The sequence below is a fragment of the Colwellia meonggei genome, from assembly GCF_057537295.1.
This window is the reverse complement of the sequence record NZ_BAAJLZ010000013.1, coordinates 23,057-45,634: the sequence shown is the minus strand read 5'-3', so window position 1 is coordinate 45,634 and position 22,578 is coordinate 23,057. Positions and strand designations below refer to the sequence as shown.

General features: G+C 38.4%; 19 protein-coding genes and 1 riboswitch. Of the genes, 16 read left to right on the top strand and 3 right to left on the bottom strand.

All coding sequences use genetic code 11. From position 1 onward, the window contains the following. Positions 1 to 230 precede the first annotated feature (230 nt). The 5 genes from ihfB to AC27E9_RS18615 all read left to right on the top strand — a co-directional run bounded on the left by ihfB (position 231) and on the right by AC27E9_RS18615 (position 3,288). Positions 231 to 536 carry an integration host factor subunit beta gene (gene ihfB, locus AC27E9_RS18635; protein WP_487132812.1) on the top strand — a complete coding sequence of 102 codons (306 nt, stop codon included), beginning with the start codon at positions 231 to 233 and terminating at the stop codon, positions 534 to 536. 70 nt (positions 537 to 606) lie between these two features. Further along, a complete protein-coding gene (locus AC27E9_RS18630) occupies positions 607 to 858 on the top strand; it encodes a lipopolysaccharide assembly protein LapA domain-containing protein (RefSeq protein WP_487132811.1) in 252 nt (83 codons plus the stop codon). A gap of 1 nt (position 859) precedes the next feature. Then, positions 860 to 2,029 (top strand): lipopolysaccharide assembly protein LapB, encoded by a 1,170-nt coding sequence (lapB, locus tag AC27E9_RS18625; RefSeq protein ID WP_487132810.1) that lies wholly within the window; start codon positions 860 to 862, stop codon positions 2,027 to 2,029. Between the two features lie 118 nt (positions 2,030 to 2,147). Then, the gene (gene pyrF / locus AC27E9_RS18620; protein ID WP_487132809.1) at positions 2,148 to 2,843 is read left to right on the top strand and encodes an orotidine-5'-phosphate decarboxylase; all 696 of its coding nucleotides are present in this window, start codon (positions 2,148 to 2,150) and stop codon (positions 2,841 to 2,843) included. 142 nt (positions 2,844 to 2,985) lie between these two features. After that, complete coding sequence (locus tag AC27E9_RS18615; protein WP_487132808.1) at positions 2,986 to 3,288, top strand: ComEA family DNA-binding protein; 303 nt, start codon at positions 2,986 to 2,988, stop codon at positions 3,286 to 3,288. Positions 3,289 to 3,363: 75 nt separating this feature from the next. Here the strand turns inward: AC27E9_RS18615 and deoD are convergent, their stop codons facing one another. The 3 genes from deoD to add form a co-directional block, all read right to left on the bottom strand. Next, the gene (gene deoD / locus AC27E9_RS18610) at positions 3,364 to 4,068 is read right to left on the bottom strand and encodes a purine-nucleoside phosphorylase (protein ID WP_487132807.1); all 705 of its coding nucleotides are present in this window, start codon (positions 4,066 to 4,068) and stop codon (positions 3,364 to 3,366) included. Between the two features lie 122 nt (positions 4,069 to 4,190). Beyond that, on the bottom strand, positions 4,191 to 4,361 hold the full coding sequence (locus tag AC27E9_RS18605; RefSeq protein WP_487132806.1) for a XapX domain-containing protein: 171 nt from the start codon (positions 4,359 to 4,361) through the stop codon (positions 4,191 to 4,193). Positions 4,362 to 4,428: 67 nt separating this feature from the next. Continuing rightward, positions 4,429 to 5,430: an adenosine deaminase gene (gene add / locus AC27E9_RS18600; RefSeq protein WP_487132805.1), complete on the bottom strand. Its 1,002-nt coding sequence runs from the start codon at positions 5,428 to 5,430 to the stop codon at positions 4,429 to 4,431. Between the two features lie 229 nt (positions 5,431 to 5,659). Between add and aroG the strand changes: the two genes are divergently transcribed. The 11 genes from aroG (at position 5,660) to pnuC (ending at position 22,576) form a co-directional block, all read left to right on the top strand. Then, entirely contained in the window at positions 5,660 to 6,718 is a 1,059-nt protein-coding gene (aroG, locus tag AC27E9_RS18595; protein WP_487132804.1) for a 3-deoxy-7-phosphoheptulonate synthase AroG, read from the top strand. A gap of 211 nt (positions 6,719 to 6,929) precedes the next feature. Then, the gene (gene imuA / locus AC27E9_RS18590) at positions 6,930 to 7,703 is read left to right on the top strand and encodes a translesion DNA synthesis-associated protein ImuA (protein WP_487132803.1); all 774 of its coding nucleotides are present in this window, start codon (positions 6,930 to 6,932) and stop codon (positions 7,701 to 7,703) included. Between the two features lie 39 nt (positions 7,704 to 7,742). After that, positions 7,743 to 9,347, top strand: coding sequence for a Y-family DNA polymerase (locus tag AC27E9_RS18585; protein ID WP_487132802.1), 1,605 nt, complete (start codon positions 7,743 to 7,745; stop codon positions 9,345 to 9,347). A gap of 26 nt (positions 9,348 to 9,373) precedes the next feature. After that, entirely contained in the window at positions 9,374 to 12,484 is a 3,111-nt protein-coding gene (locus AC27E9_RS18580) for an error-prone DNA polymerase (protein ID WP_487132801.1), read from the top strand. A gap of 236 nt (positions 12,485 to 12,720) precedes the next feature. After that, positions 12,721 to 14,196 carry an efflux transporter outer membrane subunit gene (locus AC27E9_RS18575; RefSeq protein ID WP_487132800.1) on the top strand — a complete coding sequence of 492 codons (1,476 nt, stop codon included), beginning with the start codon at positions 12,721 to 12,723 and terminating at the stop codon, positions 14,194 to 14,196. Then, on the top strand, positions 14,196 to 15,467 hold the full coding sequence (locus tag AC27E9_RS18570; RefSeq protein WP_487132799.1) for an efflux RND transporter periplasmic adaptor subunit: 1,272 nt from the start codon (positions 14,196 to 14,198) through the stop codon (positions 15,465 to 15,467). Before AC27E9_RS18575 ends, AC27E9_RS18570 begins: the two co-directional genes overlap by 1 nt. Beyond that, positions 15,464 to 18,562 (top strand): efflux RND transporter permease subunit, encoded by a 3,099-nt coding sequence (locus tag AC27E9_RS18565; protein WP_487132798.1) that lies wholly within the window; start codon positions 15,464 to 15,466, stop codon positions 18,560 to 18,562. Before AC27E9_RS18570 ends, AC27E9_RS18565 begins: the two co-directional genes overlap by 4 nt. A gap of 132 nt (positions 18,563 to 18,694) precedes the next feature. Then, positions 18,695 to 19,063, top strand: a complete 369-nt coding sequence (locus AC27E9_RS18560; protein WP_487132797.1) for an HIT domain-containing protein — start codon at positions 18,695 to 18,697, stop codon at positions 19,061 to 19,063. A 76-nt stretch (positions 19,064 to 19,139) separates the two neighbouring features. Continuing rightward, positions 19,140 to 19,275, top strand: a riboswitch (TPP riboswitch). A 141-nt stretch (positions 19,276 to 19,416) separates the two neighbouring features. Continuing rightward, on the top strand, positions 19,417 to 21,552 hold the full coding sequence (locus AC27E9_RS18555; protein WP_487132796.1) for a TonB-dependent receptor: 2,136 nt from the start codon (positions 19,417 to 19,419) through the stop codon (positions 21,550 to 21,552). 80 nt (positions 21,553 to 21,632) lie between these two features. Further along, the gene (locus AC27E9_RS18550; RefSeq protein WP_487132795.1) at positions 21,633 to 21,899 is read left to right on the top strand and encodes a hypothetical protein; all 267 of its coding nucleotides are present in this window, start codon (positions 21,633 to 21,635) and stop codon (positions 21,897 to 21,899) included. After that, entirely contained in the window at positions 21,899 to 22,576 is a 678-nt protein-coding gene (gene pnuC / locus AC27E9_RS18545; protein ID WP_487132794.1) for a nicotinamide riboside transporter PnuC, read from the top strand. The genes AC27E9_RS18550 and pnuC overlap by 1 nt, the downstream gene beginning before the upstream one ends. Positions 22,577 to 22,578: the final 2 nt, after the last annotated feature.

Here is a 22,578-nt window from a genome sequence, read left to right as displayed (position 1 = left end):
TGTTGATCGTAAGAACCGCACTATCAGCTTATCAATCAAAGCGAAAGATCAAGCAGATGAGCGTGAAGCTATGGATAACTTGAACCAAGCTGCAGAAGATACTTCTGGCTTGAGTGCAATGGCAGAAGCGTTTAAAAACGCTAAAAGCTAAATCCTAGCAATACCAAGTGAAGAAGAACTGCAAAGTGCAGTTCTTCTTAAATGTTTAAATCCGATGGCGCGAAGCTATAGTGAACACTGGAGGTCAAATGACCAAATCAGAACTCATTGAAAGATTAGCAGAAAAATTAAATCATTTAGCTGCGAAAGATGTAGAACAAGCTATTAAAGAAATTCTTGAAATGATGGCGCAAACCTTGTCAAAAGGTGAACGTATTGAAATTAGAGGTTTTGGCAGCTTTTCGTTGCATTATCGTGCTCCTCGCGTGGGACGGAACCCAAAAACTGGCGAGTCTGTAGAGCTTGACGGTAAATATGTTCCGCATTTTAAACCTGGTAAAGAGTTACGTGAAAGAGTAAATCTTTCAATCGCGTAATTGCAGAATTTGTGAATAAACGGCATGCTATCAGCATGCCTTTTTTTTGTGTTGTTTTGGATGAACTACCATGCGCTTATATATTACTGTTATCCTTTTTCTTTTCCTCCTTGCTATCGCCTTTATTTTCGGTAGTCAAAATGAACAAGTGCTGACGTTAAACTATCTTATTGCTAAAGTTGATATGTCAGTTGCGGCGGCGGTGAGTTTATTTACTGCAATAGGTTTTGTTTTAGGTTTATTGTTTGCATTGTTTTGGAAGTTATTACGCATGATAAAACCTGATAAAAGTGCGCAATTAGCTGCAGTGAAGAAGTCCTAGTATGCTAGGTTTACTTTTTTTACTATTACCAGTTGCTATGGGTTATGGTTGGTTTATGGGGCGCAATAGCGTCAAGCAAAACGATCATTCTGCCAAGCAAGAGCTTTCGATAAAATACTCCACCGGCTTAAATTACTTATTATCGAATCAGCAAGACAAAGCCATTGATTACTTGCTTGAAGCGTTAAAGGTTGAAGATGATACCGTTGAAGCGCATTTTGCCATGGCAAATTTATTTCGACGTCGCGGTGAGCTCGACCGAGCGTTAAAAGTACACGAGCATTTAGTGCGACAAAAGCACTTACCTAATAGTGCAAAGCAACAAGCAGTTTTCGAACTTGCTAAAGATTTTTTAAGTGCGGGCTTGTATGATCGCGCTGAGTCGATGTTTCATAAACTTCTTAAATCTAAAATTTATGGCTTAAAATCATTAACAGCTTTAATGCAAATATATCAGTCAACGAAAGATTGGCAGCAGGGAATTGTATTAAAAAAAGCGATAGTAAAAACTCGTGATAAAAAACTTCTGCACACTTTAGCTAATTTTTATTGTGAGCTCGCATCAACAGCATTAGAGCAAGATGAATTTATTGAAGTGATTGAGCTATTAGAGCATGCATTAAGTCATGATCCTAATTCATCGCGTGCTAATTGGTTGATGGCTCAAATTTATGAAAACCATAAACAATTTAATGAAGCATGCCAATGTTATAAAGCTATTTACGAGCAAGACAAAGAGTTTTTCCCTGATGTAATAGAAAAAATGTTTTTGTGTTATCAAGCATTAGACGCAGAAGAAGAGTTCTTTAAATTTATTAAGAAAGTTTATGATGAAACGGGTAGTACTAGTGCTCTTATTAAATATTTAAGTCATATTGAGAAAGCTAAAGGACTTAACCACGCAAAAACCTTTATTTTATCTGCATTAAAGCGCCGTCCAACTATTCGTGGCTTTAAACATTTTGTTAAAATGCAAATGACCGAAAGTGAATCAGAGAATACTTCAGAAAACTTAGAAGTTATTCGTGAATTAGTTTCAGCTTACTTAAATGTTAAACACCGCTATAGTTGTCGAACATGTGGCTTTAATTCAGGAACACATTATTGGTCGTGTCCTTCTTGTCATGATTGGGAGCAGTTGAAGCCTGTTCGCGGTTTAGACGGCGAATAAGCAGTTTAACTTTCGTTAAACAAATTATTAAAAAGAAATGCTCTTATAACTGCATTTCTTAGCGCAAATTTGCGCGCTACATTATTGTTAAAAATATTACCTTATTGAGGAAAATCGCATGAGAGATGCAAAAGTTGTCGTAGCCTTAGATTTTGATAATAAAGATGAGGCGTTATCTTTTGTAGATAAAATTCAACCGAGTGAGTGCCGGTTAAAAGTTGGCAAAGAAATGTTCACTCATTTTGGCCCTGAATTTGTAAAAGAGCTTGTTGAACGTGATTTTGATGTTTTTCTTGATCTTAAGTTTCATGATATTCCTAATACGGTCGCTAAGGCTGTTACTGCGGCAGCAGAATTAGGTGTATGGATGGTTAATGTACACGCATCTGGCGGCCTTAAAATGATGGAAAAAGCGAAAGAAGCGTTATTACCTTATGGAGATAAAGCGCCATTACTTATTGCTGTTACCGTACTGACAAGTATGGGTGAGGAAGACCTTGCTGGTTTAGGTATTACTAAATCTCCTGCAGAGCAAGTACAGCATTTGGCTTCGTTAACTAAAAAAGCAGGCTTAGACGGTGTAGTGTGTTCGGCACAAGAAGCTGAGACATTAAAAAAATTATTAGGTAGAGAGTTTAACCTAGTCACACCTGGTATTCGCCCAGCTGGAGCTAATGCTGATGATCAAAAGCGTATTATGACGCCTCGTGAAGCGGTAGATGTTGGTGTGGATTATTTAGTTATTGGTCGCCCGATCACTAAAGCTGAAAACCCTCATCTAGTATTACAAGAAATCAATCAATCAATTAGCTAAATATCGACTAAATGTACTATTTTTAGCGTTACTAATTTGACAAATAGTAGGCTAACTTCTAAACCTAATGAAGCGAATTATCTATAAATGTGTAGTGCTAGTAATTCGCTTATATGGATATTAACTTTAGAAGGAAAGTACTATGAACAAACACATCTATTATATTCTCACAGCATTAATAATCACTTTCGCATTACCCCTTGAAGCTGTAAGCCATAATGAAATACCAGAAATTAGCACTGAGCAAGCAGTACAAGTGGTTGATATTAACAAAGCAGATATTGATACATTAGTTTTACTTACAGGCGTAGGAGAAAAACGGGCACAGGCTATCGTTGCTTATCGTGAATTACATGGCGAATTTAATTCTGTTGAAGACTTACTTAATGTTAAAGGTGTGGGTGAAAAAATGTTACAACTTAATAGAGATAGAATTAAATTGTAGTATTTTGGAGTTCAAAAAAGTTGTATAAAAAAGCCAGTCATTAGACTGGCTTTTTTATTGAATTATTTTGATTGCTTATAATAAACTATCGAGTGTTAATTCCATCATATCTTTAAAGGTTGTTTCACGTTCATCTGCGGTAGTTTGTTCACCTGTTTTAATGTGGTCGCTTACGGTTAATACCGTTAGTGCCTTTTTACCATACTCAGCAGCAACGCCGTATAAGCCTGCGGCTTCCATTTCAACAGCTAAAATGCCATATTTTTCCATTAAAGCGAACATTTCAGGTTGTGGCGTGTAGAATAAATCAGCAGTGAAAATATTACCGACACGAACGCCTTTACCAGTTGTTTCAGCTGTTTTAACTACTTTATGTAATAAATCAAAATCAGCCGTTGCAGCAAAGTCATAGCCATTAAGGCGTGAGCGATTAACATTAGAGTCTGTGCTAGCTGACATGCCAATAATAATATCGCGTACTTTTATATCATCACGTACAGCACCACATGAGCCAATACGAATAATGCTCTCTACGCCATAGTCTTTATATAACTCTGTTGCGTAAATTGAAATTGATGGTACGCCCATACCTGAGCCCATTACTGAAACTGACTTACCTTTATATGTGCCTGTGTAACCAAACATGTTACGTACGCGAGTAACGCATTTTGCGTCATCAAGAAAATTCTCTGCAATATATTTTGCGCGTAGTGGATCGCCCGGCATAAGAACCGTTTTTGCGAAATCGCCGTTGTTTGCTTCTATGTGTGCTGTTGCCATGAGTGTTAACCTTTGTTAGTGGTGTTCAATCACAGTAAGTTTCTAGCCGTTGCCGAGAAGATTCGGCCGCTATCAAGGGTGTTTTACTGATGTGTCTTGTTTTAACTATTTACAGTTGGATTTTAACTGAAAAAGCGTTCGATGATCCAGTGATAACCGACGCCACCTAAATAAATACCGAAAATACCGGCAATACCAGATAAAACCGGTGGTGCTGGCACTGGTAATTTTAACAGTGAAAATATTAAACCGACAATAATGCCTGTTATCGTTGCAATAAGCACTTCGAACATAAGTTCTCCTAGTGAGTTGTTAATCGATCATTTTAACCTAATATTAACAACAGCAACATTACCTCTGCTATTTATTTACTATTTTATCTTTTAGTGCACGTTTTTCGCTATCCGATAAAAAACTAGCTTTTAATGAGTTTTCTTGTAGTTGCTGTATATTTTGGTCTGTAAAGCCTAAAGTCTCACGGGCAACACTATATTCATTTTTAAGCTCTACCCCTTGTACACCTGGGTCGTCAGTATTTAAACAAACTAATAAACCTCGTGCTAAAAAATGTTTAATAGGGTGCTGTGACAAATCTTTAATCGTGCCGGTTTGATAATTTGATGTTAGGCATGACTCAATGGCAATATCGTGTTTTTGCATGTAATCCATCAATTTTTCATCTTGATAACAAGCAACACCATGGCCAATACGTTGAGCGTGTAAATGATTTATTGCTTGCCAAATGCTTTCAGGCCCAGCCGCTTCTCCAGCATGCACAGTTACATTTAAGCCAGCACCTTGTACTTGCTTAAAGTGCTCAACAAATAATTCTCCAGGAAAGTTATATTCATCACCGGCTAAATCTATCGCAATTAGATGTTGCTTATGTGTTAGTAGGGCATTTAATTCTGCTTGGCACTTTTCAACACCAAAGGTTCTACTAAGAATGCCAATAAGGTTGATTTTTACGTCATATACTTTACATGCGGCACTTACACCATCAATTACGGCGGCAACAACATCAGCAACAACTAAGTTATTTTTCATTGCCATGTAATAAGGTGAAAACCGTAATTCTGCATAGTTAATACCAGCATTGAAGGCATCTTCAACATTTTCAAAGGCAATACGTTTACAATCGTCTAACGTTTTAAGTACAGCTACACCCCAATCAAGCTTACTAAGAAAAGCAAGTAAGTCACTTTCACTTTCTTGAATTTGTACGTGCGGAATAAAAGCCTCAAAGTTAGTTTCAGGTAAAGCAATATTATGCTCTTGTGCTAGTGACCAAATGGTTTTTGGACGAATATTCCCATCTAAATGACGGTGTAAATCAATTAATGGCAAAGAAGAATGGATCATGCGTATGGATAACCTATATAAATATGTCTAATAAAAATACGACCAAAGCACTATAGAATAAATTTATTTATCTTTCTTTGATGTCGAATAATTCTATTATACCGCTTTTTTCGTATTTTATGTTGCTATTAGCGCTAGAACACTGATAAATTAACTGCGGGACTAATCATCTAGGTGTCTAGACGTAAATATTAAATAGAAATTATTCGCTGTATAAAGAGAAAACATTATGGTTTATCAAACCGACGACGTTCGTATTAATAAGATCAAAGAACTTTTACCTCCTATCGCATTACTTGAGCGATTTCCATCATCAGAACAAGCAACAAAGTCGGTTTTTGCTGGCAGACAAGCCATTAGTAAAATTTTTAACAACCAAGACGATCGTTTACTCGTGGTTATTGGTCCATGTTCAATACATGACCCAAAAGCAGCACTGGAATATGGCGAGCGCTTAGTGAAATTACGGGAAAAATACCAAGACACCTTAGAAATTGTTATGCGTGTTTACTTTGAAAAGCCAAGAACAACCGTTGGTTGGAAGGGGCTAATTAATGACCCTTATATGGACAATAGCTTTAAACTGAACGATGGCTTACGTATTGGTCGTAAATTACTGCTTGATTTGAATAACCTAGGCTTACCTACCGCAGGTGAGTTTTTAGATATGATCACACCACAATACATGGCTGATTTTATGTGTTGGGGTGCAATAGGGGCTCGTACTACTGAAAGCCAAGTACACCGTGAGTTAGCGTCAGGTTTATCATGCCCTGTTGGTTTTAAAAATGGTACTGATGGTACTATTAAGGTGGCTATTGATGCTATTGGCGCTGCTAGTGCTTCTCACCACTTTTTATCGGTTACTAAATATGGTCATTCAGCGATTGTTGAAACTACGGGCAATGAAGATTGTCACATTATTCTACGTGGTGGTAAAACAACTAACTTTGATGCTGACAGTGTTAAGGCAGTGACGGAGCAACTAGATACCTCAGGCTTGAATACGAATATCATGATCGATTTTAGCCATGCCAACAGCAGTAAGAAATTTGAAAATCAAATGTTAGTTTGCCGTGATGTTTGTCAGCAAATGCGTGATGGTAATAATAATATTTTTGGTGTTATGGTCGAAAGTCACTTAGTTGAAGGTCGTCAAGACTTAGTCAATGGTGTTGCGGCAACTTATGGACAAAGTATCACCGATGCTTGTATTGGTTGGCAAGATACTGAAACTTTACTATCTGAGCTGGATCAGGCTGTTATACAGCGTCGAGCACAAAAATAACTTAGCGTGTTTTAATACACGCGAGTGATAAAACTAAAAGCAGGCCAATAGCCTGCTTTTTTATTAACTAAAATTTTATTTATTTCCAATAACCTAGCGAATATCAGTGCTAATAAGCGCAATTTTTGATTGATTTTGTTGTTGAGTATCTTGTTAATTTAAAGCCACACAACTATACTGTATAAAAATACAGTATAGTTGTGTGGTGATTATGAATAAAATGATCAAACAATTGCATCATCAAGGTAAAATTTGGCCTGCTGATCAAGTGCAAAATGTTGTTGAAACCATTGATAGTGGCTACCAAGAGTTAAATAAGCATCTAGATGGAGGCTTACCTCGACAAGGCGTTATAGAGGTAAAAACTATTAACGGTATTGGTGAATTAAGGTTATTTCTCCCTTATTTACTTAATTTATTACAAGCAGAGCTTGCGCAACACCAGCAAACTCGACAACTTGTTTTTATTGCACCACCAGCACAGGTCAACGCTTTAATGCTATTGCAAGCGTCTATTCCATTAGAAAATTTATTAATTATTTCATCACAAAAGCCAGAAGAGTCGCTATGGGCAGCTGAGCAATGTTTAAAAAGTGGTTGTTGTTTTGCAGTATTATTATGGCAACAGCTGCTTGCGGTACATCAAGTAAAACGGTTAAAACAGGCTGCCGTTACAGGTAATGCAGTACAAGTCATCTTTCGTTCTCCACATAGCGTCGATCTTGCTCTACCTGTTTCATTATCTTTAGCACTTGAAGCACAACCAAGTGGCATTAAAGTAAACGTGAAAAAGCAGCTTGGTGGTTGGCCCTGTAAACCCTTCTTAGTTAATATGCACAAACAATGGCCTAGCTTAGCAAAAGCTCATGCTGTAGAGGTGGCTAGTGATGGTGTTATTAATAATGTTGTTGTGCCTTTATCTAGTCGACAACGCCTAAAAAATATAGCAAAAAACATTTATAACCAGCGTGTTAGCATTAATTGAATGTTGCTAGTTACTTCTTGTTGTTATTAGGCATTAGTGATGTTGTGGCTATATATAAACTTTCCATCCTTACAGCTTGACTGTTTACAGGCCGAGCAATGCTCAGCAAAATCTGCGGAGGTAAAGAAGCACAATGTTGAAAATCAGCAAGCAATTGTGATTGTTGATAGTAAAAAAAACCGCATAGTACAGTTAAATGAAACAGCTAAAGCAAAAGGCATAGAACTTGCCATGGGTTTAGCTATGGCGGCATCTTTAAGTCATGAACTTTGTGTTGTGCCATATCAAAGAGAAGAACAAGAAACATACCTACTAAGCATTGCTGAGCAATTGTATAGCGTTACGGCAAACATTGCTTTATTTCCGCCGCAGGGGTTAGCGTTGCAGGTAGGGGATATGTTACGGCTTTATCAGCAGCTTGATATTTATATTGCGGCCATCAAGGCAGTATTAAAACCTTTTAATGTACAAACAGTAATTGCTTGTGGTTACAGTCCTATGTCAGCACAAGCACTTGCTTGCGCTGGTATTAATTTATTGACAACAAAGCCAAATGTTATTACAGAAAAAATGGCTCAGCTTACTATTGCGCAACTGTTTATTAATGATAAAACAAAGCATGTTCTAGCACGTTTGGGTATTAACACTTTTGCTCAATTGCAGGCAATACCCATAAAAGATTTAGCAAAGCGACTAGATAGCGAAACAATAGGTTATTTGGCACAACTAACAGGTAAGCACCCTGATAAATCTTTAGTTTTCTATCAACCAAAACACATTTTTGATCATAGTGTTGAATTATTATATGAAATGACGCACGTAGATGTGTTGCTACAACCAATTCAGCAGTTATTACAATTGCTTGAAGCTTTTTTAATACGTCGTGACTACATTTGCCAACAGCTCACATTGTACTTATATCAACGCTTAGATGGTTTAAGCCATGTTTTACAACAGTCATTTATTGTTAGTAGTGCATCTGGTGAGTATTTAGCAAAGCAATGGCTAAATTTAGTGACCTTAAAATTAACTAATATTCACTTGCAAGCTCCTATTACCAAAGTCAGTTTATTTGTTGCAGATATGCAAGCAAATACCGGAGAGGTAGACGATCTTTTTTTAGGTAAGCAAGGGCAGTTATCATTAGCGCAACTGGCTTCATTGCTAACGAATAAGCTAGGTCAAAATAAAGTGCTGCGTTTACAGCAAGGCAATGATCATCGGGTTGAGTTGGCTTCAGCTTACCATCCCTTTATTGAAGCCAAAGCCTTACCAGTTCGTCATGAAAAAGATAAAAACAGTAAAAATTTACAAACTTCTGAAGAAAGGGGGACAGCAAATATAAACCATGCATTTACCAAAGAAACTGATAAACCCATGCCGCTGCGACCAAGTTTTATATTAGATAAGCCAGAGCTATTACAAACTCATGTCAGTATCTTACACGGGCCTGAACGTATAACAACGGCTTGGTGGGAGCAAACAACGACTTTAAATACGAGAGTTGTGACAAGCTACCATCAAGAAACGGTTGATCAGGCTTACCAGCGTGATTATTTTGTTGCCACGACAAAACAAGGGCAGTGCTGCTGGGTTTATAAAGCGCTAGATAAGCGTTGGTATGTTCATGGTTATTTTTCTTAATCATACTAAGTCAATGGTACTGCTTGATGAGCTACGCTGAATTATATTGCCAGTCGAATTTCTCGTTTTTACAGGGGGCTTCTCATCCTGAAGAGTTAATATTACAAGCGAATGAACTCGGTTACAGTGCCTTAGCAATTACCGATGAATGCTCAGTAGCGGGTGTTGTACGTGCTTATCGAGAGATTAAAGATAAGGCATTAGCTATTAAATTGATTGTTGGCGCAAGTTTTCAGCTAGAAGACGGTCTTAAGATTATTTTACTATCACCAAATCGTCAGGGCTATGCTGAATTATCTCGAGTGATCACCAATGCACGTCGGCGTTGTAATAAAGGCCATTATCAATTTACTTACTGGGATCTACATTCTATTAAGCACTGTTTTGTACTTTGGCTTCCCAGCGGTGATATGGTTAAAGATAAACAAGATGCTGCGGTATTATTACGCTACCACAGAGCAAGATTATCACTAGCATATACGCGTTTTTTACATGCCAATGAAGTTATTTTTAAACAGCATTGCCAATGCTTATCTGCACAATTTCAGTTAACCATTGTCGCTTGTGGTGGAGTGTTAATGCATGTGCCACAGCGGCAAAAATTACAAGACGTACTTAGTGCAATTCGCCATGGAAAAATGTTAAAAAACATGGGAACTTTGCTTGAGCAAAATGCAGAAAAATCGCTAAGACCAGTCGATAAATTACTTAAAATACATTCAAGTGAAGATATTATTGCCAGTATTGAGCTCGCGAACCAGTGTCATTTTTGCTTATCTAGTTTACAGTATGAATACCCAGAAGAACTTGTTCCTAAAGGTTTTTCTGCAATATCTTACCTAAAGTCATTAGTTGGAAAAGGTATCGCGTTACGTTTTGAGGAAGGCATTTCCAAGCAAATTAAAGATACTATTGATAAAGAGCTTGTGCTAATTGAGGAGCAAGGCTACGAGTACTTTTTTTTAACCATTTATGACATTGTTCAATACGCAAAATCGCAGCATATTCTTTATCAAGGCCGAGGCTCTGCGGCCAACTCTATTGTTTGTTATTGTCTCGAGATTACCTCAGTAGACCCAAGGCAAATATCTGTATTATTCGAACGCTTTATTTCAAAAGAAAGAAATGAGCCACCTGATATTGATGTTGATTTTGAGCACCAGCGCCGAGAAGAAATTTTTCAATATATTTACCAAAAATATGGTCGTGAACATGCGGCAATAGCTGCCACAGTGATCACGTATCGATTAAAGAGTGCAATTCGAGAAGTTGGTAAAGTGTTTGGTTTTAACGAAACACAGCTAAGTTTTTTTATTAAAAATATTAATCGTCGGCAAAAGGAAATCAGCTGGCGTGAACAAGTACTTGAACTGGGGTTAAATAAAAACAGCTACCAAGCGCAATTATTTATTGAACTTGTTGATGAAATTATTGGCTTTCCACGGCATTTATCACAACATGTTGGCGGCTTTATTATTTCATCAGGGCCGCTATACGAACTTGTGCCTGTGGAAAATGCGGCAATGGCAGAGCGCACGGTTATTCAGTGGGATAAAAGTGATTTAGAAACTTTAGGGCTATTAAAAGTAGATGTATTAGCCCTAGGCATGTTAACAGCAATAAGGCGAGCGTTTGACCATATAAAACAGCATTATCAGCAACAACTTACGATTGCCGATATTACTCGTTTACCCGAAGACCCCCAAGTATACGCTATGCTACAACAAGCTGATACTGTTGGCGTTTTTCAAATAGAGTCGCGAGCACAAATGAGTATGTTACCTAGACTTAAGCCGAGATGTTACTACGATTTAGTTGTGCAAATAGCCATAGTACGCCCTGGGCCTATTCAGGGGGATATGGTGCATCCATATTTGCGAAGGCGAGCAGGGCTTGAAGCGATTGAATATCCATCGCAAGCAATTAAAGGTGTACTAAGTAGAACATTGGGTGTGCCTATTTTTCAGGAGCAAGTGATTAAAGTTGCTATGGTTGCCGCTGGCTTTAGCGGTGGCGAAGCTGACCAATTACGTCGAGCTATGGCTAAGTGGCAGCGTAATGGTGAATTAGTACAGTTTCGCGATAAACTCATTTCAGGTATGAAAGCACGTGGCTATCAAGAGCATTTTGCTGAGCGTATTTATCAGCAAATTTGTGGCTTTGGTGAATATGGTTTCCCTGAATCACATTCTGCTAGTTTTGCTGTGCTTGCCTATGTTTCTGCTTGGCTTAAATACTATTATCCTGCGGCTTTTTATAATGCGTTACTTAATAGTTATCCGATGGGTTTTTATTCCCGATCACAATTAATAAAAGATGCGCAACGCCACGGTGTTGTTATTAAGGAAATTGATGTTAACCATTCATCTTTTGAGCATCAAATGCAATATCAGAAAAACACCAATAGCTATGATATTCAACTAGGTTTGAGCATGGTGAAAGGGCTAGCAGAGAAAAGTGCTAAGCATCTGTTGGCACTAAAACCAAAACAAGGTTATCAAAATTTCACAACACTAACACAGCATGCTCTAAAACGTGATGATATTAATATTTTGGCTAGTGCTAATGCATTACGTTCATTAGCGGACAATCGCTACCAAGCACGCTGGCAATTAATGGACTCTGCACACAGCTTACCGTTATGGCAGGCTGCTGATAAAAAGCAACAAACCCAAATGCAACAAAGTGAATTTAGCTTTGTCCCTAGTGCTATGGATAACGTGATTGAAGATTATGCTAGTACTGGCGTTAGTGTGCATCAACATCCTATTGCCTTATTATTAGCTGATAAAACGCAGCAGCAATATATTGGTCGTTGTACCTTGGCACGCGATTTAGTCAACTTGAGTACAGACAGTGTGGTTTCTATTATTGGTTTAGTGACAGGCCGGCAAAGCCCAGGAACCGCGTCTGGAGTAACATTCGTGACGCTAGAAGATCACACCGGCAATAGTAATGTTGTGGTATGGCAAGCAACGGCTAATGCGCAAAAGCAAGCATTCTTAAGTGCCAAAATATTAAAAGTTACGGGTATTCTTGAACGCGAAGGTAATGTTATTCACATTATCGCCGGTCGATTAATTGATCTTTCTGAACGTATTGAAGGCTTGAAAAATGATGCTAGAGACTTTCATTAGTAATTGTTCTTCATAGTAAATTTGCACTTTATCGTAAAAAATGTGCAATTCATCGTACTTGTACATCTGTTATGTAAAGCAGTGTAAATAACATTGTTTGCCCCACTAGTGAGCCATACTATAGTTAACCTAAATGTCATTTATCTGTGGGGAAGGTTTTGAAGGTTCGTGCAAGTAACAACAGCAATATTAGCGAGCTAAACAGCGTAAGGAAGCCAAACAATAGACTAACAAACATGCCAAAACAGGCTAAATTATCGGTTATTGTCATGGCATTAACACTTAGTGCTTGTAGCACACCTAGTGGCTTATCTGAAAAAAATGCTTTACAAACAATTGAGAAAAACTCGCCTGTTCGTTGGCAAACGGAAATTGTTAACGAAAATGCCGTACAAGATGGTTGGTTGGCAAGTTTTAATGATAGCGCGTTAGAGAAAATGGTAGTCTATGCTCTACAACATAATTATCAATTACAAGCACAGCGTATTAATGTTGCATTAGCTAAAGAACGTTTAAATGTTAGTGAAGCGTCAGACTATCCTGAATTATCATTATCGCTAGATAACTCAAGACACAAGCAAACATCAGCAAACGCAACCAGTTATCAAACTGATGCCAGTATTAGCGCCGATTTACGTTATGAGCTTGACCTATGGGGCAAATTATCTGATGAACAAAATCAAAATCGTTTAAATTATGCAGCAACGCAAGCAAACTATCAGCAAAGTAAACTTGATTTAGTTGCTAACATTAGCAAAGCTTGGTTTGACTTAACACAAGCACAGCAATTATTAGCGCTATATCAGGAACGAGCAGACAACCTACAGCGCAACTTGGCAATGATCCAGTCTTCATACCAGCTAGGACTGAATGATGCTTTAGATGTTTATTTAACGAAGAATAATGTCAATCAAGAACTCGCCCGTGTCGCTCAGCAACAACAAACCTTAAAGCAGCAAAGCAGAAGCTTAGAATTATTATTGGGCGATTATCCTTTTGCGGCAAAGCTTGCAGAGCAAAATCTACCGCTTATTGATAGTGATATTCAAATAGGGCTTCCGGCTCAATTATTAACGCGCCGAGCAGATATTCAAGCAGGGTGGTTAGAGCTATTAGCACTTGATGCAGGTTTAGCTGTAGCTCATAAACAGCGTTTTCCGAGTATCAATTTAACGGCCAATGTCAGCGACTCAGACAATGATATTGCAAATTTACTTGATGGCGGCGCATTAGCATGGTCATTAATTGGCAGTATTTCAACACCGCTATTTAACGCTGGGCGATTAGAATCACTTGAGCAGCAAGCTCGTTTGGCGGTAGAACAAAAAGAACAACAGTATCTCCAGCAGGTATACCAAGCATTTGCCGATGCGGAAAACAGTTTAAGTGAGCGAAATTCGCTCATTCAGCGTTATGACTATTATGTAAAAGCACAAGAAAATGCCGTGGCTGCAGAAAAATTGTCTTTTGATCAATACCTTCGTGGTTTAGTGACATATACAACAGTATTAGAGTCACAGCGACGCTCTTTTGATGCACAAACAACCGTTATTCAACTTACTAATCAGTTATTACAAAATCGCATCGATATCTACAGTGCCCTAGGCGGTAACTACCTCAATATCACAGTACAGAGCTTTGCTCACGAAAGCGAATTACATGCCTCAACTGTTAGTCGCACAAACATTAACCGCACAAACATGGAAAAGTAATGTCAGTAAAAATTAAAAAACTCCTGCCGATTATCGTTCTATCTTCATTGGTATTTGCAGCCTATGTTGTAACGAGTAATCCTCCATCAGCAAAACGAGGTCGTTCGAGTACGGCGCCACAATTAAGTGTGCAAGTACAAAAGCTTATCCGTGCAGATCTTGATATTACCATCGACAGTTACGGTACCATTAAACCCAGAACACAAAGTGTCTTACTACCGCAGGTCTCAGGGCAAATTAATAGTATCAGTCCAAAATTCCGTGCTGGTGGCTTTTTTGAAAAGGGCGATATTTTAGTACAACTTGATCAACGAGATTTACTTGCTGAAGTGAAAATAGCACAAGCTAGTTTATTTAGTGCTAAGCAAAGTTTTAGTGAAGAGCAAGCGCGTGTTGAGCAAGCAAAACAAGACTGGAAACGCTTAGGTAATAGTGAACAAGCGCCTGATTTAGTATTACGTAAACCACAATTAATGGCAGCACAAGCCACTGTTTATTCAGCAGAAGCTGGACTTGCAAAAGCAGAGCTAGCACTGGAGCGTAGTAATATTGTTGCGCCATATACAGGGCGTATTTTAAGTAAGTCGGTCGATGTTGGGCAAGTAGTGAGCGTAGGTACTGAATTAGCTGAAATTTATGCCATCGATTACGTTGAAATTCGCTTACCTTTGAAAAATAAAGACTTACCTTACATGGTATTACCAGAAAGTAGCCGTTATCAAAATGAAAACGTACAACAACAGCCTGCTGTCACCATTTATTCTGATCTTGCCGCTCGTCAAAGCTGGCAAGGCAAAGTAGTACGTACTGAAGGTGCGTTCGATCAAGACTCTCAACAGCTGTTCGTTGTTGCACAAATTGATGACCCATATGGAAAACATGAAAATGATAGTTTGCCATTAAAAATAGGCCAGTATGTTAGCGCTAAAATCGCCGGTAAAGTAATTGAGAAGGCATTAACTATTCCTAATAAAGCCATTTATCAAGGCAGTTATGTTTATATTGTTGATGGTAATGTTTTAAAGCGAAAGAATATTGATATTGCTTGGCAAAGTGATGATGTTGCTGTGGTCAAAGCAGGGCTGGAACCAGAGCAACTTTTAGTTCTTACACCATTAGGTCAGGTTACTTCAGGCACCATAGTAAGTATTAGCAGTGTTGATGGTAAAACTGTTGCTGCCAAGAATAAAAAAGGCGCTGCCGATAAAAAGGGCAAACGCGGAAAAGATCGTAAAGAGCAACCACAAAAAAATAAAGGAGTTGAGTCATGATAGCTTGGTTTGCTAAAAATCATGTCGCAGCCAATTTATTAATGATCACCATTTTATTGGCGGGAATATTTTCAATAAAAAGCAGCATTCCGTTAGAAGTTTTTCCATCGTTTGAGTCCGAAGTAGTCAATGTGACTGTGGCACTGCGTGGTTCAACCCCTGAAGATGCTGAGCAAGGAGTGGCGATACGTATTGAAGAAGCGGTTCAAGATTTACAAGGTATAGAAAAAATTACCAGTACCTCAGTAGAAGGTGCAGCAACCGTGCGCATTGAAGCTGATTCGTCCACCGATGTTCGCGATCTACTTAACGATATTAAAAGCCGTGTTGATGCGATAAACACTTTTCCTGTTGATGCTGAAAAGCCTGTTATTGCAATAGCACAACGTATTCGTGATGTACTTTCAGTGACGATAGCGTCCGAATACGGTGAAAAGGAAATACGTGAGTTTGCTGAGCAAGTACGTGATGATTTATTGCGCTTACCGCAAGTAACGCAAGTTGCATTAGATGCAGTACGAGATTATGAAATTAGTATTGATGTTAACCAAAGTAAGCTTGAGCAATATCAACTAACCTTATCGGAGATTTCAAATGCTATCAGCAGCAGCTCTGTAGATATTTCAGCAGGTAATGTCCGCACCGAAGGTGGCGATGTTTTAGTACGTAATATCGGGCAAGCTTACCGACGCGATGAATTTGAAAAAGTCGTTATAAAAACCAATACTGATGGAACATTTTTATACTTAGAAGATGTTGCGCAAGTCAATGATGGTTTTGAAGAAACGCCTTTACGTGCTCGCTTTAATGGACAGCAAGGGGCGCTAATCGATGTTTTTCGTATTGGTAGCCAAAGTGCTATTGACGTTGCAGACGCGGTAAAAAACTATATTGATGAACGTCAAGAAACACTACCTGAAGGTTTTATTCTCAGTTATTGGGATGACGACTCTGAAATTGTTAAAAGCCGACTTAATACATTAATCACCAATGCCTTACAAGGGGGCTTCTTAGTCTTATTACTGTTAACTTTATTTTTACGTCCATCAATCGCGTTCTGGGTTTCTATTGGTATTCCAGTAAGCTTTATGGGTGCTTTCCTTGTTATGCCATTTTTTGATATTTCTATTAATATCATGAGTTTATTCGGTTTTATCTTAGTGTTAGGTATTGTTGTTGATGATGCCATTGTTACCGGTGAAAATATTTATCGTCACACCCAAACGGCGTCTAGCGGTATTGAAGCGGCTGTAAAAGGCACCCAAGAAGTAGCAACTCCCGTTACCTTTGGTATTTTAACTACGGTTGCAGCCTTTTTACCTTTGGCCTTTATTGAAGGGCAGCGAGGGGCATTATTTGCTCAAATTCCGGTTATTGTTATTCCGGTACTATTGTTTAGTTTAATTGAGTCAAAATTTGTATTACCCTCACATTTAAAGAACTTACGCTTGCGTAGTGAAAAAACTCAGCAGTCAAAATTCAGTGTTTGGCAACAACGCTTTGCTGATGGTTTTGAAGCGTCAATTCTTCGCTACTACAAACCACTGCTATCGTTAGCTATTCGTAATCGACTGACCACCATCTCTTTATTTGTTGGCGTGTTCGTTTTGATATTAGCTTTTATCTTTAGTGGTTGGACAAAGTTTGTTTTCTTCCCTCGTATACCGAGTGAAACTGCTCGTGGTAATGTCACTATGCCGGTAGGAACAAGTTTTGATGTCGTAGATGCGTATGTCGAGAAAATGTCGAATGCAGCAAAAACACTACAAGAGAAATACCGCGACGAAGATGGGAATAGTATTATTTTAAATACTTTGGCAATTACGCGTGAAGAAAAAGGTCGGGTACGTTTTGAAATAATTCCTGCTGATAAAAACGATACAGGTATTGGTACCGCACAACTAGTAAAAGAGTGGCGAGAGCTTATAGGACCTTTGCCTGGTGCTGAAAGTTTAACCTTTAGAGCTGAGTTTGGCCGAGGCGGTGACCCACTTGATGTGCAACTTTCTGCAACTAATTTGAAAACCTTAGAACAAGTGGCGGATGAAGTAAAAGCACGCATTCGAACCTATCCAACAGCGTTTGAAATTGCCGATAGTCTCTCAGATGGTAAAGAAGAATTACAGATAGAACTTACCGAGCAAGGTTATGCTATGGGGATGAGTAATTCGTGGATCACTCGACAAGTGCGAGATGCTTATTTTGGCGCGCAAATTCAAAGAATACAGCGTGGCCGAGATGATGTACGTGTGATGTTACGTTTTCCGTTGTCTGAGCGAAAATCTATTGCTAAGTTGAATGATATGCTCATTAACACACCAACTGGCGGTAAAGTACCTTTGTCACATGTGGCAAAATTACTACCGGGTAAAAGTCCATCAGCTATTAAGCGCATAGACAGATACCGCACTGTTAATGTTACAGCCGACGTTGATAAAAATGCCACCAATATGACGGTGTTAAATGCTGACCTTACTCAGTTTTTAGATGAATTAATGAACAAGTACCCAGGCGTGTCTTATAGTTTGGAAGGTGAGGCACGTGAACAAGCTGAGTCATTTAATAGCTTGGCATGGGGGCTTTTGTTTGTGTTCTTTATTATTTACTGTTTGTTGGCTATTCCATTTAAGTCATATTTGCAGCCTATTATTGTTATGTCGGTTATTCCATTTGGCGCTATCGGTGCCATTATTGGACACTGGATCATGGGCATGGACTTAACCATTATGAGTATACTTGGCTTGATGGCATTGATTGGTGTCGTGGTAAATGACAGCTTAGTCTTAGTTGATTTCATTAATGGCAAAGTGCGGGCAGGAGAGAAAGTATTTGATGCCGTATTAATCGCTGCACAATCGCGCTTTCGTCCGGTGATGCTAACGTCATTAACAACCTTTATTGGTTTAATGCCATTATTGTTTGAAAAAGCGACACAAGCACAGTTTTTGATCCCGATGGCAGTATCACTAGGCTTTGGTATTATTTTCGCAACATTTATTACTTTAGTTTTGGTACCGGTCAATTACTTATTGGTTGAAGACTTTAAAAATATAACAGCAAGAGGAAAGCATAAGCTAATTAGCCAATTCAGCTAAGTTTACGTGAGTAACTGGCGTTAACTTATATTCCTGCATTATTTTGGTAAAAGCGAATGACATTTCTCTTTGTCATTCGCTTTGTTATCGTTAAACTAGCCTACAACTTATTTATTACTGAAAGGCTATATTATGGCTGATAACACTACGCTAGAAGAAACCATTTTTTCTAAGATCATTCGCCAAGAAATACCAACCCCATTACTTTTTCAAGATGAACTTGTGACTGCTTTTCGTGATATTACCCCACAAGCTAAAAGTCATATTTTAATTGTCCCTAATAAATTAATTCCAACCGTTAATGATATTGAGCAAGAAGATGAACTCACTATTGGTCGTATGTTCACGGTTGCTAGAAAGTTAGCCAAAGAAGAGGGCATAGCAGAAGATGGTTATCGTTTGATCATGAATTGTAATCAACACGGTGGTCAAGAAGTTTACCATATTCATATGCACTTAGTTGGTGGTCAGCCATTAGGATGTATGTTGGCGACTAAGTAGCTAGCAAAATATCATAAGATATAGCGTAAAATAAGGCATTTACGCTGTACATTTAAATAAATATTGTTAGTATGCACACCGAACCAAGGGGTGCCTTAAAATCGATAATGATTTAAAAGGCTGAGATGCGCTGTCATTAATGAATGTGACATAGCGAACCCTTAGAACCTGAACCGGATAGTACCGGCGTAGGAATGGTTACGCTAATCGCATACCATTCTGTAAAATTAAATTTTACCGTGTAGCGTATGTTATGCCGTTGATGATAATTCTACAGTTTGTTAACGAGCCGCTTTCTAACTTCTCCATGCCGGATCCCATAACGTATTCTAATTAGAATTTATGAGATCATAATGAATATTTCTAAATCTGCCATTGCAATCGCAGTAACATCATACTTAATATCATTTTCTAGCACTTCTAATGCTAATGAAAACCAAGACATTGAAAGAATTACCGTTACTTCAAGTTTTAATCAAAAGTCGTTAGCACAAGTTCCAACGAGCGTTGCCATTATTGGCGAACAGACAATTAATGATCAAGCTATTCAGCACTTTGAAGAAGTGATTCAAAATATCGCCAACTTTAACTTTTCTGGTGGAACTTCGCGCCCTAAATATTTACAAATTCGTGGTGTTGGAGAACGATCTGAATACCGTGGAGCACCTAATTCATCAGTTGGGTTTATCGTAGATGATATTGATCTTTCTGGGTTAGGTATGGCGGCTTCAATGTATGATGTACAGCAAGTTGAGGTGCTTAGAGGCCCACAAGGAGCAAGATTTGGTGCAAATGCATTAGCAGGTTTAGTTTATGTTAAGTCTAATGAAGCTACACAAACTTCTGAACATGGTTTAAAAGCCACTGCAGGTAATGACGACCTAATCAATTTAGCCGGTTATAGTTCAGGTGCTATTTCAGAAGATTTAAGCTACCGCGTATCTTTAGAACAACATCAGCAAAACGGCTATCGAGACAATAGCTTTTTAGGCAAAGACGATACCAACGGTATTGATGAGCTATCAGGAAGGCTCAAGCTTCACTACACCGCAACGGATGATCTAACTATAGATCTCACGTATATTTTTGCTGATAACGACAATGGTTTTGATGCGTGGACACTTGATAACAATGGCTTTAACACACTAACTGATAATCCTGGTGTTGATAATCAGAAATCTCATGGTGGCGCCTTAAAGTTCAGCTACGACGGTTTGTCTTTTGCTAAATTAGAGGCGATCAGCAGTTATACCACAACAAAGCATGAACACGCTTATGATGGTGATTGGGCAAATGCTGACTATTGGGCAAGTAAAAACTGTGGTGATGAAGCAAATATTGAGCCTTGTGAATACAGCTATTTGTGGGCTAAAAAAGCCGACCGCGATGTTTGGTCACAAGAGTTTAGGCTTTCTTCGAATGATTCATCAAGAATTTTTGATAATACTACCGCTTGGTTGCTTGGAACTTATATTAGTCGCTTAAGTGAAACCAATGACTTAGATTCATCATATAACGGCTGGCCAGACGAAATTCTTGATTCAACATACTCAGCAAATAACTATGCTGTTTTTGGACAATTAGATAGTATTTTGCCACAAGCGCATGAATTATCTGTAGGTTTACGTGTAGAAAAACGCACTACAGATTATACCGATAGTGCTGGCGATAGTTTTGATCCATCAGAAACTATGTGGGGAGGTCATATTGCAGTAAGTCGTGCGATAAATAATGAGCATTCCGGTTATGTGCGCATTGCAAGAGGCTATAAAGCGGGTGGTTTTAATATGGCTTTACCAACACAGCTTGCTCAGTATAAAGAGTTTGATACAGAAACCTTAATAAACTATGAGATAGGCTTAAAGTCTAATTTACTTAATAACAACTTGGTAAGTCGCTTAGCTGTGTTTTACATGGACCGAAAAGACCAACAAGTGAACGCGTCACAACAAAACCCTGATAAGCCTCAACAATTTACTATTTATACTGCTAATGCCGCAAGCTCAAGTAGCTACGGTATGGAGTTAGAGTTGAATTATCAAATGACAAATAATCTAACCATAGATACAACACTTGGTTACTTAAATGCCACTTATGATAATTATGCTTATCAAGACAAGTACGGCAGTACTATTGATATCTCAGGAAGAGAGCTTGCTCATGCGCCTAAATACACGTTTAGTTTAGGTGCTACATACCGCAATGATGATGGCTTAGTTGCTAATATTAATTGGTCGGGTAAAGATGCGTTTTATTTTTCTGATAGTCATGATGAAAAGTCTGCCAACTCAAAATTGCTCAATGCTAAAATTGGTTATGAATTTTCAGATTGGTCAATATCACTTTGGGCACGTAACTTAACGGATGAAAAAGTTGCCACACGCGGTTTTTACTTCGGTAATGAGCCTGATTTAGGTTGGGCTGCGAAAAAATATGTTCGTTATGGCGCACCAAGACAAGTTGGTGTTACGTTAGATTATAACTTCTAATCTACTTTTTAGTGACTTAAGGCAATATATCGCTGCATAGTGTTATATATTGCCTTTAATATTAATAAGCGAATTACCTAATGAAAATCTCAATTGAAATTAGTTTATATCCACTAGCGGAAGAAAAGTTTAAAACAGAAATATGGGCCTTTATAAAACGCTTACGTTTGGTCGACGGTTTGAATGTCGTAACCAATGGCATGAGTACACAAGTTTTTGGTGATTACGACTTAGCAACCAGACATGTAATGGCTGAAATAAAACATGTACATGAAACGTTAAATGCTGCGGTATTTGTTTGTAAGTTTATTGGTGGCGATCGCTCTGTCGTTGAAGCAGAAAGCTAATGGCTAATTTTACTAGTGCCATGAATGAGATTGTTACGTATTTCTCAACCTTGCCTGTATTAGAGCTGATAGCCGTTGTTGCTTCATTGCTTTACGTTGTATTAGCAGCAAAGGGGAATATTTGGTGTTGGCCAGCGGCAATACTGAGTACAGTGTTATACACGGTTATTTTTTATGATGTATATTTGTGGATGGATAGTTTATTACAGCTTTATTATCTACTTATGGCGGTTTATGGCTGGATTTGCTGGCAACAGCGCAAAAAAGCAGGCAATGAAAACACCTTCGAAACAACCAAGCTTTTATATAGCCAATGGTCGCTACAACGCCATAGCATAGCGATTATTGTATTAACACTATTGTCACTGGTACTTGGTTGGCTAATGGCAACATATACACCTACACATTTTCCATACCTTGATAGTGCCACCACAGTGTTCGCGGTATTTGCGACCTATTTATTAACGCAAAAAGTATTGGAAAATTGGCTGTACTTTATCGTTATCGATTTTGTTTCTATCTATCTTTACATTGAGAAATCATTAGTTCCAACAGCGGCATTATTTGCATGTTATGTGATACTTGCGGCTTATGGCTATTGGCAGTGGCGTAAACTGTTTCAACAACAAAACAATGTTGAGATAGCTAAAGCAACGCCAAACTTTGCTCAAGGCTAGTA